Origin of the sequence: Herbidospora mongoliensis (assembly GCF_001570545.1) — a bacterium.
Taxonomy (GTDB): domain Bacteria; phylum Actinomycetota; class Actinomycetes; order Streptosporangiales; family Streptosporangiaceae; genus Herbidospora; species Herbidospora mongoliensis.
Map to the genome: position 1 here is coordinate 210,654 of NZ_BBXD01000020.1, position 16,743 is coordinate 227,396.

A 16,743-nucleotide genomic window follows, 5' to 3' on the forward strand; every position below is an offset into this window, starting at 1 on the left:
GACGCACCAGGCAAGGGGCACCGTAGGGGGTCGGCACACGCCGCGTCCAGCGTCTACCACGAGTGATCGCAGAAGGTCTCAGGGGCCGGATGACGGGTGCGACCTGGACCCGGTCAGCCCGCTGGTCAGCGTCTCGACCACGAGTGATCACGGAAGGCCGGCGCGACTCGGGATCGGTCCGCCCGCTCGTTCGGCGTCAGGCGGGCGTGATCGTGGAAGGGTTTCGTCATGCGTCTTGGACTCGGTCTGCCGACCCTCGGTCACCTCGCCACACCGGCCTTCATCACCTCGGTCGCCCAGCGGGCCGAAGTGCTCGGATATCACTCGTTGTGGGCGGGTGAACGCCTTCTCGACCCCGTCAACCCGCGCAGCCGCTACCCCGGGACCCGGGACGGCCGGCTGCCGGACGCCATGAAGATCGCCCTTGAGCCGGTGACGACGCTGACCTTCGCCGCCGCCTCGACGTCGCGGGTCACGCTCGGCACGAGTGTGCTGTGCATGCTGCTGCACAACCCCGTGGTGCTGGCCAAACAGCTCGCCACGCTCGACGTGCTGAGCGGTGGCCGGTTGCGGGTGGGCTTGGGCCAGGGCTGGTCGCTGGACGAGATCGAGGCGGCCGGGAACACCTCGGAGGGCCAGGGGCGGCGCAGCGAGGAGTTCGTCACGGTGCTCCGGGGGCTGTGGACCTCCGAGAGAATGGCGTACAAAGGACGGTTCTTCACCGTTCCCGAAACGGCCTTCGCGCCGAAGCCGGCGTCCTGCCCGCCCATCTATCTGGGGGTGTACGCCCCTCGCGCCCTCGAACGGGCCGGTCGTCTGGCCGACGGGTGGCTGCCGGGCGGGTTGCCGCTGGAGATGCTGTTGCCGCTGCGTGACACCATGGCCGAGGCGGCGGCGAAGGCGGGGCGGCCGGAGCCCGAGGTGATCGTGCGGGGGAACGTCCGCTTCACCGGGAACCGGCGGCGACCTTTCCAGGGCACCTGGGACGACATCGCCGCCGACCTGCAAAAACATCACGATGCCGGGATCGACGAGGTGTTCCTCGACTTCACCTTCGACGACGCGACCGTCACGGAGGAGGCGTTCGTGGAGCGGATGGAGGAGGCGGCGCGGATGTGGGACGTCACCGGATGACGGATTCGAGGCGCTGTAGGACTAGTCAGGCTCGTCGGCGAGTAACCGCCGCAGCAGGTCCTCGTCTTCGGCGCCCAAATCGTTCACGAACCGGCGGAGCACTCCCGCGCGGTCGGCCTCCGCGCTCAGCAGGGCGCTCATCCGCTGGGCGACCAGGTCGGCGGCGTCGACGAGGGCGCCGTACCGGAAGGAGCGGCCCTCCCGGCGGCGGGTGACGGCCTGTTTCTTGTGCAGGCGGTTCAGCGTGGTGACCACGGCGCTGTAGGACAGGCCGCCGTCGGGGGCGAGCAGGTCGCGGACCTGGCCGGGAGTGAGGGAACGGCCCGCTTCGCGCAGGGCGGTCACGATCGCCGCCTCCAGTTCGCCGGGCCTGCGGCGTTCGTCGCGACCGGAAGGGTCAGTGTCCATCGGGGCACACCCTATCCGGACATTCCGGATCTCGTGGCAGGCTGATAGCCACTCATGAGGCCCCCGGAGGTGCGGAATGTTCGATCACTTCGTGGTCTCGGTGGTGGTCATCCCGCCCCTGGTCGTGCTGGCCGCCTTCCTCGTCGCCGGCCGGCTCGCACCGGCGCTGGCCGCGCGGGTGCTGGCCTGGTCGGCCGTCGTGGTCGCGGTCGCCAGCACCGCGAACCTGGCGCTGTTCGCCCTGCACGCGGTCGCCGAGGTCCCGACCGTGGCGCACCTGATGGGCTGGTCGTCGCGGATCGTCGCGGCCGACACCGCGCAGGTCCCGTGGGTGTCGTGGGGGTCGGTGCCGCTGCTGGCGGCGGTGGCGGTCGCGGTGGGGTGGACGCATCGGCGTCACCGCCGTGACCTGCGCGCCGGGCGGCTGTTCGCCCGTGCGGACGGCGACGTGGTCGACGTGGGGTGGACGCGTCGGCGCCATCGCCGCGACCTGCCCGCCCGCGCGGACGTGGTCGTGGTCGACGACGCCGCCGTGACGGCCTTCGCGGTGCCCGGCCGAGGGCGGCCGGGCTGGGTGGTGGTCACCACCGGGATGCGGGGCGCGCTGACCGGCGGGCAGTACACGGCTTTGCTGGCGCACGAGCGCGCCCATCTGGCCGGAGCGCACCATCGCCTGGTGCGGCTGGCGGAGCTGGCGGGGGCCGCGCATCCCGCCCTGCGCTGGGTGAGCGCCAGGGTCGGCTTCCTGGTGGAGCGGGCCGCCGACGAGCAGGCGGCGGCCGAGGTGGGCGATCGGGGGCTGGTCGCGCGGGCCGTCGGGGAGGCCGCGCTGGCGGCGGCCGGTCGTCCGGGTCTCGCCCAGGGTGTGTTGCACGCGGTGGCGGGGGCGGTGCCGCTGCGGGTGGCGGCGTTGCTGCGTCCGGTGCGGAGAACGCACCCTCTGCTGGCCTTCGTGCCGATCGTGCTGGCGGCGGGGACGGTCGTGTGGACCGGCGAAGCGGTCGAGGACCTGCGGGAACTCCTCGAACTGGCGGCCCGCTGGCTGGGTTAGGTGAGCCTATGTTAACTTCTACCGCGTGTAGCTGAACGCCCGCGGTAGGAGTTTCATTTGTTCGCGAGTTATCTCATCGGCCTGCGTGAAGGTCTGGAGGCGACCCTCGTCGTCTCCGTTCTGGTGGCCTTCCTGGTCAAGAGCGACCGTACGGACAAACTGCCGCACGTCTGGGCGGGTGTCCTCGCGGCAGTCGCCCTGTCGGTCGGCTTCGGCGCGGTGCTGACGTTCACCGCCGCCCACCTCGGCCACACCGGCCAGGAGCTCTTCGACGCGATCACCTCGCTGCTCGCCGTCGTCTTCGTCACCTGGATGATCTTCTGGATGCGGCGGGCCGCCCGCGCCCTCTCCGGCGAACTGCGCGGCAGGCTGACCGAGGCGCTGGAGATGGGCTCGCTGGCCGTCGTCGTCATGGCGTTCCTGGCCGTGGCCCGTGAGGGGCTGGAGACGGCGCTGCTGTTCTTCGCCTCAGTCCAGGGCGCGACCACGACCGCCCAGCCGCTGATCGGCATCTCGCTCGGCCTGCTGACCTCGGTCGCGCTGGGCTACCTCATCTACAAGTCGGCCGTGCGCGTCAACCTCACCACGTTCTTCACCTGGACGGGGCTGCTGCTCATCCTGGTCGCGGCCGGGATCTTCAAGTACGGCGTCCACGACCTCCAAGAGGCGAACATCCTGCCCGGCCTCTCGGCGTATGCCTTCGACGTCACGGGCGTGCTGCCGCCCGACTCCTGGTACGGGGCGTTGCTCGCCGGGATGCTCAACATCACCCCGCAGCCCAGCGTCCTGGAGACCCTCGCGTGGGCCGTCTACCTGATCCCCACCCTCTTCTTCTTCCTGCGCCCCTCGCGCCCCCAGCTCGCCCACGCACCCGTGGCCTGAACAGGAGCACCATGTCCGTCATCACCCGTCTCGCCATCGGGGCCCTGGCCCTGGCCGCACTCACCTCCTGCGCCGCCGAGACCCCCGCTCCCGGCGGTACGGCCGCGGCGCAGAAACCGGGCAAGGTCGAGGTCGTCGCCAACGACACCGCGTGCGACGTCGGCGTCACCCAGATCGCCGCAGGCACCAGCACGTTCGCCATCACCAACGGCGGCAGCAAGGTCACCGAGTTCTACGTCTACGCCCCGGGCGACCGCGTCATGGCCGAGGTGGAGAACATCGTCCCCGGCCTGACCCGCGAACTGATCGCCGAACTGCCCGCCGGCACCTACGAGACGGCCTGCAAGCCCGGCATGGTCGGCAAGGGCATCCGCAACGCGCTGACCGTCACCGGTGAGCACAAGCCGCTGACCGCCGACGCCGCGCTCGCCGACGCGACCGCCAGCTACAAGCGCTACATCAAGAGCCAGAGCGACACCCTGCTGGTCAAGACGCAGGAGTTCGTCGACGCGGTCAAGGCCGGCGAGATCGACGAGGCCAAGACGCTGTTCCCGATCGCGCGCACCTACTGGGAGCGCATCGAGCCGGTCGCGGAGATCTTCGGCGACCTCGACCCGGCCATCGACGCCCGCGAGGCCGACCTGGCCGACGGCGAGGAGTGGACCGGCTACCACAAGATCGAAAAAGACCTCTGGATCACCAAGGACATCAGCCAGGACGGCCCCATCGCCGACAAGCTGATCGCCGACGTCACGACCATCGTCGAGAAGTCCAACGCCGCCGAGCTCACCCCGCTCAACCTGGCCAACGGCGCCAAGGAGCTCCTCGACGAGGTCGCCACCGGGAAGATCACCGGCGAGGAGGACATCTGGTCGCACACCGACCTGTGGGACTTCGCCGCCAACCTGGCCGGCTCCAAGGCGGCGGTCCAGTCGCTGCGCCCGGTGCTGGAGGAGCGTGACCCCGCCCTGGTCGCGACCCTGGACGAGAAGTTCGCCGCCGCCGAGACCGAACTGGGCGCCCACCAGAAGGGCGACGGCTGGCGGTTGCACAACGAGCTGTCGAAGGACGAACTGAAGCGGCTCTCGGACGTGATCAACGCGCTGGCCGAGCCGATCAGCAAGATCGCACCCCTGGTGGCCCAGTAGATGATCAGCCGCAGGAAGGTCTTCGGGCTCGGCGCGGCCGGGGTCGCGGCGGCGGGCGCCGGGGTGCTCGCCGCCCGCGGGCTGCCCTCGGACACCCAGGCCACGCCTGAGGCCCACACCCAGGCAGCCTTTCCCTTCTACGGCGACCACCAGGCGGGGATCGTCACCCCCGCCCAGGACCGGCTGCACTTCGTCGCCTTCGACGTCACCACGACCGACCGGGCCGACCTGATGGAACTCCTCCAGGAGTGGACGGCCGCCGCCGCCCGGCTCACCCAGGGCCGGGAGGCGGGCGCCCTCGGCGCGACCGGCGGCTCCCGCGAGGCCGCGCCCCACGACACGGGGGAGGCGCTCGGCCTGCCCGCCTCGGGCCTGACGCTGACGATCGGCTTCGGCCCGTCACTGTTCGACGACCGCTTCGGCCTGGCCGACAGGAAGCCGCAGGCCCTGGCCGACCTGCCGAAGTTCCCCGGCGAGACGCTGACCCCGGAGATCTCCGGCGGCGACATCTGCGTCCAGGCCTGCGCCCACGACCCGCAGGTGGCCGTGCACGCCATCCGCAACCTGGCCCGGATCGGGTTCGGCCGGGTCTCCGTACGGTATTCGCAGCTCGGCTTCGGCCGCACGTCCTCGACCTCACGGGCCCAGGCCACGCCCCGCAACCTGATGGGCTTCAAGGACGGCACCAACAACCTCAAGCTGGAGGACGCCGACCTGCTGCGCGAGCAGCTCTGGGCCGCCCCCGGCGACGGCGCGGCCTGGATGGCCGGGGGGAGTTACCTGGTCACCCGCAAGATCCGGATGACCGTCGAGACCTGGGACCGCACCTCGCTGCGCGAGCAGGAGGAGATCTTCGGCCGCGACAAGGGCGAGGGCGCCCCTGTAGGCAAGAAGAACGAGTTCGACGAGGTCGACCTGACCGCGATGCGGCCCGACGCCCACGTCCGCCTGGCCCACCCGTCGGCCCACGGCAACGCCCACCTGCTGCGGCGCGGCTACAACTACGTCGACGGCTCCGACGGCCTGGGACGTCTCGACGCGGGCCTGTTCTTCATCGCCTACCAGCGTGACCCCCGCAGACAGTTCGTGCCCATCCAGATGAGCCTCGCCAAGATCGACCCCCTGAACGAGTACATCCGCCACGTGAGCAGCGGCCTGTTCGCCTGCCCGCCCGGAGTCGTGGACGCGGGGGACTACTGGGGCCGCACCCTGTTCGCGTAAGTGAACCAAGGCGAAGGGGCCGCGCCGGGTGGCATCGGCACGGCCCCTTCGCCGTCCTGGGAAGCGATCTAGGACGCGTACACCTCGAACTCCGAGAGCTGACCCGCCGGCCAGCCCGTGTTCCCGGTGAACCGCAGCCGCACATACCTCTGCGACGACGCGGTGAACGAGATCGTCACGGTGTTACCTGTGGCGGGGTTGAAGATCCGCCCCGAAGCCCCTGAGAGCGTCGAGAAGGTCGTCCCGTTGGTGCTGCCCTGGACCTCGACGGTCTGGGTCCGGGTCGCCCAGGCCGAAGCCGGCGGCAGTTTCAGCACCACCCGGGCAACCGCCGTCGCCGCGCCGAGGTCCACCTGGACCCACTGCGGGAAGGCGTTGTTCGGCGACTCCCAGTAGGAGTTCGCGTTGCCGTCGACGACGTTGCCCGACCCGTAGTTCTGGACGTGGCCGCTCTCCGACGTCGGCTTGCCGGCCGCCAGGTTCACGTTCGGCGCCGCGTCGGTCGTCACCGTCACCGCGTTCGACGGCTGCGAGATCGCGTTCTGGCCGTCCCGCGCCTTCACGGTGAACGTGTAGGAGGTGCCGGGGGTCAGCCCGGTGACCGTGTGGGTGAGCCCGGTCGGCGACGCGACCGCCTCCCCGTTCTGGAGCACCTGGTAGCCGACGACCGCCACGTTGTCGGTGGAGGCCGTCCACGACAGCGACACGCTGGTCGCGGTCTTGCCGGTCGAGGTCAGGTTGCCCGGAGGAGTGGGCGGGGTGTTCTCGACCGTGTCGGTGGCGTAGACCTCCAGTTCGGAGAGTTGCGCGGCGGGCCAGCCGGTGTTCCCGCTGATCGTCACCCGCACATACCGGGCGTTCAGCCCGGGGATCGTGATCGTCGCCTGGTTCCCGGTCGCCGCGTTGAAGGTGACCCCGATCGGCCCGGTGACGGTGGTCCAGGTGGACCCGTTGGCGCTGACCGCCAGGGTGAGCGTCTGCACGCGCGATCCCCAGGCGGCGTTGGGCGGCAGCTTGAGAACGGCCCGGCCCAGCACCGACGCCGCCCCCAGGTCGACCTGGAGCCACTGGGGCAGCGCGCCCGAACTCTCCCAGTAGGTGGAGGCGTTCCCGTCGACCGCGTTCCCCGGGACGAAACCGTTGTTGGTGCTGCTGGCGCTCGTCGGCTTGTTCAGCGCCAGGTTCGTGTCGCCGCCCGGCGGAGGCCCTCCGTCGACGACGGGCAGGGTCGGCCGGGTCGCGGTCAGTGCGATCTGGCCCTTGAGCATGCGTCCGCCGTCGCCGGTGAGGCGCAGGTAGTAGTCGGAGGAGCAGAAGGTGCCGTCTTCGTCGAGGGCCAGGATGCCGGATCCTGCGGGGATCCAGGCCTGGGTCTCGGCGGTTTTGGCGATCTGGTTGCCTTCGTTGTATTCGTCGAACATGGAGATGTAGATGCCGTGGGAGCCGGCGCGGATGGTGTTGTAGAACATGCGCCACATGAAGTCGCCGTGGGAGCGGGCGCGTGATTGCAGGTCGCCGGGCATGACGCAGGGTTGGTAGTCGATGCCGTTGGCGTTGCAGTCGGCGACGTCGGGGACGACGTTGTTGGCGTGGAAGCCGTCCAGGCCCGAGATGGTGTGGGTGCGGCCGACCATCCACGGCGAGATCATGTTGAACGCGTGGTAGACGCCGGAGAACCCGGTGCGGGAGTCGTTGATGCCCTGGCGCCAGTAGGTCGGCACGCCGCCGATCACGTAGCAGCCCTGGGCCTTGAACCAGTTGACGACGTCGAGGCACTGCGCCGGGGTGAACGGACGGCCCGGGTCGTCGAAGCCGAAGCCCCAGAGGCACACGACCGGCTTGCCGTTCTGCTTGGCATAGGCCGGCGACGACGTGTAGGCCGACATCTTGGTCGTCCAGTCGGTCTTGATCTCCGACTGGAAGTTCGTCCAGTTCGTGACGTCGTACATGATGTAGAACTTGCGCCCGTAGGCCTCGGCGGCCTGTCGCACCTTCACCGTGATCCCGTCGCGGATGGGGCCCTCGGCCCCGAACGGGTTGAACCGCTGCAGGGCGGCGGTGTCGCAGTTGTAGTCGCGCATCCACTTGAAGTGGGTGTCGATGGTCTGCTGGTCCCACGACGAGAACAGGTTGGCCGTCTGGCCGTTGCCCAGGTTCTGGTAGAGCGTGGGGTAGGTGCGCGTGTAGTCGCGGTTGTCCGGCCACGACACGATCGTGGTGTTCGAGGGCGAGGGCGGCACGGTGTTGTCCTGGCCGCTCCAGTGCCACCACCGGTCGATGGGGGACCCGTCGCCACGGCAGGCGAACCACCCCTGGTAGCCGACGGTGATCTTGCCGACGACGTCGCCGGGCGGGCTGGCCGCGAAGGCCGGGCTGCTGGTCAGGTGGGTCGACGCCGCCGCGAAAGCGGACGCCGAAATGGCCGAGGCGAGGAAACTACGGCGCGAGACAGCCACGTCCGATGATCCTTTCTGGCAAGGACCGGGCGGACGCTACCCGGTAAGGGGGTGCCCTCATCCTGACAGAAACGGATCATCGGACGCAATAAGCCAGCAACATGCCTGCAAAAAACGTGCAACCTCGGGTATCAGCCCACCCGTGCCGACACCCCCGTGCTCTCGTTGTAGAGGCGGTCGAGCGAGGTCACCTGGTAGGCGCCGTTGGCCCGGGTCCGGAAGGACGACTGGGTGGTCACCGCGACCAGCTCACACGAGTTGCCGGTGCCCCGGTAGACCGCGTAGGCACGCGCTCCGGGCACGCCGGTCCAGGTCAGGGTGCCGCCCGCGTTGCGCAGGTTCTTGACCGGGCCCAGCGGCCTGGTCGGCAGGCCCTTGATCAGCGGCAGCAGCGCCGGGCGCCGGTAGTAGTCCTCGTCGATCCTGGTCATCACCTTGAGCGGGTTCTGCACGACCTGCTTGGCGCTGAAGTAGACGTCACCCTCGACCTCCGGGTAGCGCTTGTTCACCGCCAGATGCGACGGGATCTCGTTGGGCCGGTTCCAGGCCCCGCCGGTGCCGACCTGGTAGAGCGCCTGGCCGATGTAGAGGTCGACGCCGCTGCCCTTCACCGCGTTCGCCCACCACGGCACCAGCACGTCGTAGTCGGCCGCCGAGTGGCCCCGGTTCCAGTAGATCTGCGGGGTCAGGTAGTCGACCGTGCCCGCCTTGATCCAGGCCTTCGGGTCGGCGTAGATCGCGTCGTAGGCCGACATGCCGTTGGTCTTCGAACCGGCGGGGTCGTTGCTCTTGTTGCGCCAGATGCCGAAGGGGCTGATGCCGAACTTCAGGTAGGGCTTGGCCCGGTGGACGGCCTTGTCGACCTGCGCCACCAGCGTGTTCACGTTGGACCGGCGCCAGTCGGCCAGCGACTTGCCGTTGCGGTACTTGTCGAACGCGGCGGTGTCGTTGAACTTCGTGCCCTGGCCCGGATAGGGGTAGAAGTAGTCGTCGAAGTGCACGCCGTCGATGTCGTAGCGGTTGACGACGTCCATGATCACCTTGGTGACGTGGTCGCGTACCGACGGGAGCCCCGGGTTGTAGTAGAGCCGCCCCTCGTGCTTGACCACCCAGCCGGGGTGCCGCCGCGCCGGATGGTTGGCCGGCAGCGCGCCGATGTCGTCGGTGTAGGACGCCCGATAGGGGTTGAACCAGGCATGGAACTCCATGCCCCGCTTGTGCGCTTCGGAGATCAGGAACGGCAGCGGGTCCCAGCCCGGGTCTTTACCGGCCTTGCCGGTCAGATATTGCGACCAGGGCTCCAGCGACGACCGGTAGATGGCGTCGGAAGCTGGCCTGACCTGCAGGAACACCGCGTTGATGCCGCGCTCTGCGAAGGTGTTGAGCATTTTGGTGTATTCGGCCCGCTGCTGCGCGGGCGACAGGCCCGCCTTCGACGGCCAGTCGATGTTCTGCGTGGTCGCGATCCAGGCCCCGCGCATCTGGCGCTTGGCGGCCGGACAGACCGCCTTCTTCGCGGCGGCGGTGCTCGTGGTCACGTAGCTGGCACGCTCCAACCCAGGTGTCGCCTTGGGTATGAGCAGGTAGGCACCCGCCGAAGCGGTCGCGGCCACGGTGACGGCGGCGATCAACTGTCGTTTCACTTGCCCCTCCCCGAACGCGATGGCTGTCACAGTCTGGCATCGCCCTGGCCATGCTTCGCCCGGAAGACGAAATCGGTCTGCGGGGCCGAAGTGACAGCGCACAACGCGCGAGGAAATGCCCCGGCGCCGTTCAAACGAAACGACCGGCGCCGGGAAACCCCTAATCAGCGGGGGTGGCGACTTTGTCCGCGAGATGAGACGGCAATGGTTCATAGCGCAGGAATGCGCGGGTGAATGTTCCGGTTCCGTGTGACATCGAACGTAGATCTATTGCGTATCGGGTGATTTCCAGCTCCGGCACCTCGGCCCGGACCAGCGTCCGGCCGACCCCCACGGGTTCGGTGCCCAGCACCCTTCCGCGCCGCGACGACAGGTCGCTCATGACGTTGCCGACGAAGTCGTCGTCGACCAGCACCGACACCTCGTCGACCGGTTCGAGCAGCAGCGCCGAGATCTTCGCGGCCGCCTCCCGGAGCGCCAGGCCGCCCGCGATCTGGAACGCCATGTCGCTGGAGTCGACGGAGTGGGCCTTGCCGTCGTACAGGGTCACCCTGATGTCGACCATCGGGTAACCGGCCACCACGCCGCGCTCCATCTGGCTGCGCACGCCCTTCTCCACCGACGGGATGAACTGGCGCGGCACCACCCCGCCGACGATCTTGTCGACGAACTCGAAGCCGGAGCCCGAGGGCAGCGGCTCGATCTCCAGGTGGCAGATGGCGAACTGGCCGTGGCCGCCGGTCTGCTTGACGTTGCGGCCCATGCCCTGGGACTTGCCGCCGAAGGTCTCGCGCAGCGGCACCCGCAGGTCGATCTTCTCCACCTCGACGCCGTGGCGCCGCGACAGCCGGTCGAGCATCACGTCGGCGTGCGCCTCGCCCATGCACCACAGCACGAGCTGGCGGGTCTCGGCGTTGTTCTCCAGGCGCAGCGTCGGATCCTCGGCCACCAGGCGGCCCAGCGCCTGGGAGAGCTTGTCCTCGTCCGCCTTCGACTTGGCCCTGATCGCGACGGGAAGCAGCGGCTCGGGCATCGGCCACGGCTCCATGAGCAGCGGGTTCTCCTTCTCCGACAGGGTGTCGCCGGTCTCGGCGTGGCCGAGCTTGGCCACCACGCAGACGTCGCCGGCCACGCACTTGGGCACCGGCCGCTGGGTCTTGCCGAGCGGCGACGACAGGGCCCCGACGCGCTCGTCGACGTCGTGCTCGTGCTGCGGCACGTGCCCGGAGACGTGGACGGTCATGTCGGGCCGCAGGGTGCCGGAGAACACCCGGACGAGACTGATGCGGCCCACATAGGGGTCGCTCGTGGTCTTGACCACCTCGGCCACCAGGGGACCCTCGGGGTCGCACCGACAGACCTTCATCGCCTTGCCGTCTATGGTCGTGACCTCCGGCAGCCGGTGCTCCGGCGGGCATGGGAAGCCCTGCGTGATCACTTCCAGCAGCTCGGCCATGCCCACGCCCGGCGCGGTCACCAGCACCGGGTGGAAACTGGCCCGCGCGACCGCCTTCTCCAGGTCGTCGATGAGGACCTTGGTGTCGATCTGCTCGCCTTCGAGGTAGCGGTCCATGAGCGATTCGTCCTCGCTCTCCTGGATGATCCCCTCGATGAGCGACCCCCGGTACATCTCGATCAGTTCGGCCTGGTCGGGATCGGGTTCCTTCTCCGTACGATTTCCGCCCGCGTAGTCGAACACGCGCCGCGACAGCAGGCCCACGAGCGCGTCGCCGCCCACCGGAAGGTAAAGGGGCGCCACACCCTCGCCGAAGGCGTCCTGGCAGGCGGTGAGGACCTCGTCGAAGTCGGCCCGCTGATGGTCGATCTTGGTGATCACGACCGCGCGCGGCATGCCCACGCTCGCGCACTCGTCCCAGATCTGGCGGGTCAGCCCGTCGACCCCGTCGGTGGCCGCGACCACGAACAGCGCGGCGTCGGCGGCCCGCAGCCCGGCCCGCAGGTCCCCGACGAAGTCGGCGTACCCGGGGGTGTCGAGCAGGTTGATCTTTATCCCGTTGTGGATGATCGGCGCCAGCGCCAGGTTCACCGACCGCTGCTGGCGGACCTCGACCTCGTCGAAGTCGCTGACCGTGGTGCCGTCTTCGACCCGGCCCGTGCGCGGGATGGTTCCGGTCGCCGCGAGCAGCGCCTCCACCAGGGTCGTCTTCCCCGATCCGGAATGGCCGACGAGCACGACATTGCGCACCATGTCCGGCTGGTCGGCCGATGGTGCCCTGCCCGCGGCTCCCGATGTCCCTCCGTTAGCCTTCTCCGCCACTTTCGCCTCCTGGATTGGAGGGGAGGCCGCAGGCCGCGTGAACGACCGGCGGCCGCCCGGCCGCCTGTGTGACGCGCCCCGCACCCCGATAGGAAAGGCGCGTGTAACCCACCCTTAACCGTTGTGGCCCAGATCACAAGAGCCTGACGTGGAATGTGCGCGGTGGTGCATGCCCTACGATCAGACCGCCATGCTGAACGTTCTGCGTCCCGCTATGACCAGACTCATGAGCCCGCTGGGCCGGTTCCTCGCGCGCCATGGCGTCACTCCGAACATGATCACCGCGCTCGGCACGCTCGGCACGGTGGCCTCTTCCCTCTTCTTCTACCCACGAGGACAGCTCGTCGCCGGTTCGCTGGTGATCACCTTCTTCGTGCTGGCCGACCTGCTCGACGGCATCCTGGCCCGGATGACCAAGGGCTCGACCTGGGGCGCCTTCCTCGACTCGACCCTCGACCGGGTCGCCGACGCGGGCGTCTTCTCCGGCCTGATCATCTATCTGGTGCTCGACGACCAGAAGGCGCTGGCCCTGGGCGGCCTGCTCTGCCTGGTCGGCGGCGCGGTCGTCTCCTACGCCAAGGCGCGTGCCGAGGGCCTCGGCATGACCGCCAACGTGGGCATCGCCGAACGCGGCGAGCGGTTGCTCGTCGTTCTCGTCGTGGTCTTCCTCGACGGTTTGGGCGTGCCGTACGTTCTGGCTGTGGGTCTTTGGGGGCTGGCCTTGGCCAGCGTGATCACCGTGGGGCAGCGCATGCATGTCGTCTACAAACAGGCGGTGGAGCATGACGCTCACTGACCGGATCGTCGCGGCCGCCTATTCGATCGGCTGGGCGATCGTCCGGTTCGTCCCGGAGAAGGTGGCTTCGTTCGCCTTCCGGATGATCGCCGACGTCATGTGGCGGCGGCAGGGCAAGTCGGTGAAGCGCCTGGAGTCGAACCTGAACCGGGTGACCGGCCGCGAGGGCGCCTCGCTGCGTGAGCTGTCGAGACAGGGACTGCGGTCCTACATGCGCTACTGGATGGAGATCTTCCGGCTCCCGAGCATGGACCCGGTCGACATCCACGCCCGCACCCGGGCGATCGACGACCACCACATCTTCGGCAACCTCGACGCCGGGCGCGGCGTCGTGATCGCGCTGCCCCACATGGGCAACTGGGACGCCGGCGGGGTCTGGATGGTCCAGTGCGGCCATCCGTTCACGACCGTGATGGAACGTCTCAAGCCCGAGTCGCTCTTCGAGAAGTTCGTCGCCTTCCGCACCGCCATCGGCATGGAGGTCCTGCCGCTGACCGCGCAGGGCGGCGGCACCGCCCACGCCTTCGGCACCCTCGCCCAGCGCGCCCGGGCCGGGAAGCTGGTGTGCCTGCCGGCCGACCGCGACCTGACCGACAGCGGGATCGAGGTCGACTTCTTCGGCGCCCGCACCCGCATGGCGGCCGGGCCGGCCCTGCTGGCCGTGCAGACCGGGGCGGCGCTCGTGCCGGTGACCCTGTGGTTCGACGGCCCCGACTGGGGCTTAGACGTTCATCCGGAAGTGCCCGTTCCGGCCGAGGGGACCCGGAAGGAGAAGGTCGCCGCGCTCACCCAGGGCATGGCGGCGGCCTTCGAGAAGGGCATCACGGAGCACCCCGACGACTGGCACATGCTGCAGCGGCTCTGGCTCGACGACCTGGAGCCACGGGAGCCCCGGCCGTGAGGATCGGGATCGTCTGCCCGTACATGTGGGATGTGCCGGGCGGCGTTCAGGCGCACGTGCGTGACCTCGCCGAGGCGCTGATCGAGGACGGGCACCGGGTCTCGGTGATGGCTCCGGCCAGCGACGACGCGCCGCTGCCGGCCTACGTGGTGTCGGCCGGGCGGGCCGTGCCGGTGCCCTACAACGGGTCGGTGGCCCGGCTGACCTTTGGGTTCCTGTCGGCCAACCGGGTCCGCAAGTGGATCCGCGAGGGCCGCTTCGACGTCCTCCACGTCCACGAGCCCGCCGTGCCGTCGGTCGGACTGCTGGCCTGCTGGGTCGCGCGGGGTCCGATCGTGGCCACGTTCCACGCCTCGTACGAACGCTCGCGCGCCGTCTCGGTGACCGCGCCCGTCCTGCACACCGCCCTGGAGAAGATCACCGGCCGGATCGCGGTCTCCGACGCGGCCAGGAAGACCCTGGTCGAGCACATGGGCGGCGACGCCGTGCTGATCCCCAACGGCGTCACGGTGGCCCGCTACGCGGAGGCCGAGCCGCTCCCGGGCTGGGGCCCCGACGGCACGGTTCTGGGCTTCCTCGGCCGGATGGACGAACAGCGCAAGGGACTGGCGGTGCTGCTGGAGGCGTTCGTGAAGCTGGCCCCCGAGCGGCCCGACGTGCGGCTGCTGATCGCCGGTCCCGGCGACGCCGACGACGTCTACGCGAAGCTGCCCAAGAAGCTGCACGACCGGGTCGGCCTGCTCGGCATGGTCAGCGAGGCCGACAAGATCCGCGCCTACCACTCGGTCGACGTCTTCGTCGCGCCCAACCTGGGCGGCGAGAGCTTCGGCATCGTGCTGACCGAGGCCATGTCGTCGGGCGCGACCATCCTGGCCAGCGACATCCCCGCCTTCCGCAAGGTGCTGGGCGACGGCCAGGCCGGGGCGCTGTTCGCCACCGGCGACGCCGCCGCGCTGGCCCGCGAGGCGGGCCGGCTGCTCGACGACCCGGAACGCCGGGCCAAATACTCCGACGAGGCCCGCCTGGCGGTTCGCAAATACGACTGGTCGACCGTCGCCCGCGACGTGCTGCGGGTCTACGAGACCGTCACCGGCGGCCCCGTCGACGTGGAGGACGAGTGAACACGACCGTCATCCTGGTCGTCGGCGTGGTGATCGTGCTGACGGCCGTCTACGTCTCCTGGCGGGCCGGGCGGCTCGACCGGCTGCACATCCGGCTGGAGACCGCCCACGCCGCCCTCGACGCCGCCCTTCTGCGGCGGGCGGCGGTCTGCCTGGAGCTGGCGGGCTCGCGGCTGCTCGACCCGGCCACGTCGCTGGTGCTGGCGGCGGCGGCGCACGAAGCCCGTACCGCCGGACCCGACGAGCGCGAGCACGCCGAGAGCGACCTGTCCCGCACCCTGCGGGCGGTCGTCGACCAGGAGACGTTCGCCGAGCGGGTGCAGGCCCCCGAGCTGCTGGCCGAGCTCGACGCGGCGGTGGCCAAGGTCGTCTACTCGCGGCGGTTCTACAACAACGCCGTCGACGTGACCCGGATCGCGCAGCGCCGGTTCCTGGCCCGGGTGCTGCGGCTGGCGGGGCACACGCCCTATCCCGATTTCTTCGACATCGACGACGATTCCCCCAAAGCGATGGCGGGTGCCTGACCGACTTGACGGACTCTGACCGAATTGCCAGCAAGCGCAGGTAAGCTGGCGCCGATTTTTCGGGATTCGGGAGGGGTTGTCCGTGCGGGCATATCCGATGGGCGTTCTCATGCTCGCTGCGACGGCACTGCTGACGGGGGCGTGCTCGTCGGGGAGCGAGAGCGGCAACCCCGGCACGACGCCGCAGGCCGCCGATGTCGCGGCGTCGGCCTCGCCGAGCAAGCCGCCGGAGCATCCCTTCACGGGCATGCCGGTCGCGTCCCGCAAGCCGGTGCTCGCCGTCAAGATCGAGAACACCCACTCGGGCAAGCCGCAGATCGGCGTGAAGTCCGCCGACATCGTCTACGTGGAGCAGGTCGAGGGCGGCCTGACCCGGCTGATGGCGATCTTCTCCTCGAAGCTGCCCAAAGAGGTCGGCCCGGTCCGCTCCGCCCGCATCTCCGACCTGCACATCCTGCCGATGTTCGGCAAGCCCGCGCTGGCCTACTCGGGCGTGCAGACCAAGATGATCCCGTTCGTCCAGGAGGCGTCGCTGGTCGACGTGTCCGACAGTTCGGCTCCCGGCGCCTACTTCCGCTACCCGGGCCGCTTCGCCCCCTACAACCTGGTGGGCCGGCCCGCCCAGCTGCTCAAGCAGGCCAAGGCGACCAAGGCGGGCGACATCGGGTTCACCTTCTCCGACGAGGCGCCGGAGGGTGGCGTACCGAAGAAGCAGTACACGGTGAAATATCCGGCCGCGACCTTCACCTTCCAGTGGAACGCGAACGGCAAGAGGTGGGCCGTCATCCAGGACGGCAAGAAGGACATGGCGGCCGAGGGCGGCCAGATTGCCCCCGCGACCGTGGTCGTGCAGTACACCAAGACCGAGCGGTCGCAGTTCCACGACTTCACCGGCAGCTACACCCCGCTGGTCCACTCGACCGGCAAGGGCACCGGCATCGTGCTGCGCGACGGCCAGGCCTACAAGGTCCGGTGGGAGCGTCCCACCGAGGAGGACGGCACCAAGTTCACGCTGGCCGACGGCACCCCGATGCCCTTCGCCCGCGGCCAGGTATGGGTCGTGCTCGCGTCCAGGACCCCGATCGCGCCGTAGACAGGCTGTCCAGTCAGGTCAGTCTTTCGGTACGAAATGGACTGTCGTTTTGGTTCCCTAAAAGCGCCTAACATAGAACCAATTCAC

Annotated in this window: 14 protein-coding genes; 10 read left to right on the forward strand and 4 right to left on the reverse strand. The window is 69.5% G+C overall.

What is annotated here, in order from left to right; genetic code table 11:
• Positions 1-228: 228 nt before the first annotated feature.
• Positions 229-1,134, forward strand: a complete 906-nt coding sequence (locus AW272_RS30240; RefSeq protein WP_066372381.1) for a TIGR03619 family F420-dependent LLM class oxidoreductase — start codon at positions 229-231, stop codon at positions 1,132-1,134.
• 21 nt (positions 1,135-1,155) lie between these two features.
• Here the strand turns inward: AW272_RS30240 and AW272_RS30245 are convergent, their stop codons facing one another.
• A complete protein-coding gene (locus AW272_RS30245) occupies positions 1,156-1,542 on the reverse strand; it encodes a BlaI/MecI/CopY family transcriptional regulator (protein WP_066372384.1) in 387 nt (128 codons plus the stop codon).
• Between the two features lie 76 nt (positions 1,543-1,618).
• Between AW272_RS30245 and AW272_RS30250 the strand changes: the two genes are divergently transcribed.
• The 4 genes from AW272_RS30250 to efeB are packed head-to-tail and all read left to right on the forward strand — an operon-like array spanning position 1,619 to position 5,844.
• The gene (locus AW272_RS30250; protein WP_066372386.1) at positions 1,619-2,593 is read left to right on the forward strand and encodes a M48 family metalloprotease; all 975 of its coding nucleotides are present in this window, start codon (positions 1,619-1,621) and stop codon (positions 2,591-2,593) included.
• 57 nt (positions 2,594-2,650) lie between these two features.
• Positions 2,651-3,475, forward strand: coding sequence for an iron uptake transporter permease EfeU (efeU, locus tag AW272_RS30255; RefSeq protein WP_066372387.1), 825 nt, complete (start codon positions 2,651-2,653; stop codon positions 3,473-3,475).
• Positions 3,476-3,486: 11 nt separating this feature from the next.
• Positions 3,487-4,623 carry an iron uptake system protein EfeO gene (efeO, locus tag AW272_RS30260; RefSeq protein WP_066372390.1) on the forward strand — a complete coding sequence of 379 codons (1,137 nt, stop codon included), beginning with the start codon at positions 3,487-3,489 and terminating at the stop codon, positions 4,621-4,623.
• Positions 4,624-5,844, forward strand: coding sequence for an iron uptake transporter deferrochelatase/peroxidase subunit (gene efeB, locus AW272_RS30265; protein ID WP_066372401.1), 1,221 nt, complete (start codon positions 4,624-4,626; stop codon positions 5,842-5,844).
• A 68-nt stretch (positions 5,845-5,912) separates the two neighbouring features.
• On the opposite strand, the gene AW272_RS30270 is transcribed toward efeB, so the two are convergent.
• The 3 genes from AW272_RS30270 to AW272_RS30280 form a co-directional block, all read right to left on the reverse strand.
• Complete coding sequence (locus tag AW272_RS30270; RefSeq protein ID WP_066372403.1) at positions 5,913-8,300, reverse strand: discoidin domain-containing protein; 2,388 nt, start codon at positions 8,298-8,300, stop codon at positions 5,913-5,915.
• A gap of 131 nt (positions 8,301-8,431) precedes the next feature.
• The gene (locus AW272_RS30275; protein ID WP_245657793.1) at positions 8,432-9,943 is read right to left on the reverse strand and encodes a glycoside hydrolase family 10-like protein; all 1,512 of its coding nucleotides are present in this window, start codon (positions 9,941-9,943) and stop codon (positions 8,432-8,434) included.
• Between the two features lie 160 nt (positions 9,944-10,103).
• Positions 10,104-12,221: an elongation factor G-like protein EF-G2 gene (locus tag AW272_RS30280; protein ID WP_066372406.1), complete on the reverse strand. Its 2,118-nt coding sequence runs from the start codon at positions 12,219-12,221 to the stop codon at positions 10,104-10,106.
• Positions 12,222-12,435: 214 nt separating this feature from the next.
• On the opposite strand from AW272_RS30280, the gene pgsA reads away from it, so the two are divergent.
• From pgsA to AW272_RS30305, 5 genes are all read left to right on the forward strand, one after another.
• Positions 12,436-13,017, forward strand: coding sequence for a phosphatidylinositol phosphate synthase (pgsA, locus tag AW272_RS30285; RefSeq protein WP_369408787.1), 582 nt, complete (start codon positions 12,436-12,438; stop codon positions 13,015-13,017).
• On the forward strand, positions 13,004-13,918 hold the full coding sequence (locus AW272_RS30290; protein WP_157518886.1) for a phosphatidylinositol mannoside acyltransferase: 915 nt from the start codon (positions 13,004-13,006) through the stop codon (positions 13,916-13,918). The genes pgsA and AW272_RS30290 overlap by 14 nt, the downstream gene beginning before the upstream one ends.
• The gene (locus AW272_RS30295) at positions 13,915-15,039 is read left to right on the forward strand and encodes a glycosyltransferase family 4 protein (RefSeq protein WP_066372415.1); all 1,125 of its coding nucleotides are present in this window, start codon (positions 13,915-13,917) and stop codon (positions 15,037-15,039) included. Before AW272_RS30290 ends, AW272_RS30295 begins: the two co-directional genes overlap by 4 nt.
• Positions 15,036-15,563: a hypothetical protein gene (locus AW272_RS30300; RefSeq protein ID WP_066372416.1), complete on the forward strand. Its 528-nt coding sequence runs from the start codon at positions 15,036-15,038 to the stop codon at positions 15,561-15,563. The genes AW272_RS30295 and AW272_RS30300 overlap by 4 nt, the downstream gene beginning before the upstream one ends.
• An 82-nt stretch (positions 15,564-15,645) precedes the next feature.
• Positions 15,646-16,656 (forward strand): DUF3048 domain-containing protein, encoded by a 1,011-nt coding sequence (locus tag AW272_RS30305; RefSeq protein ID WP_245657794.1) that lies wholly within the window; start codon positions 15,646-15,648, stop codon positions 16,654-16,656.
• Positions 16,657-16,743: the final 87 nt, after the last annotated feature.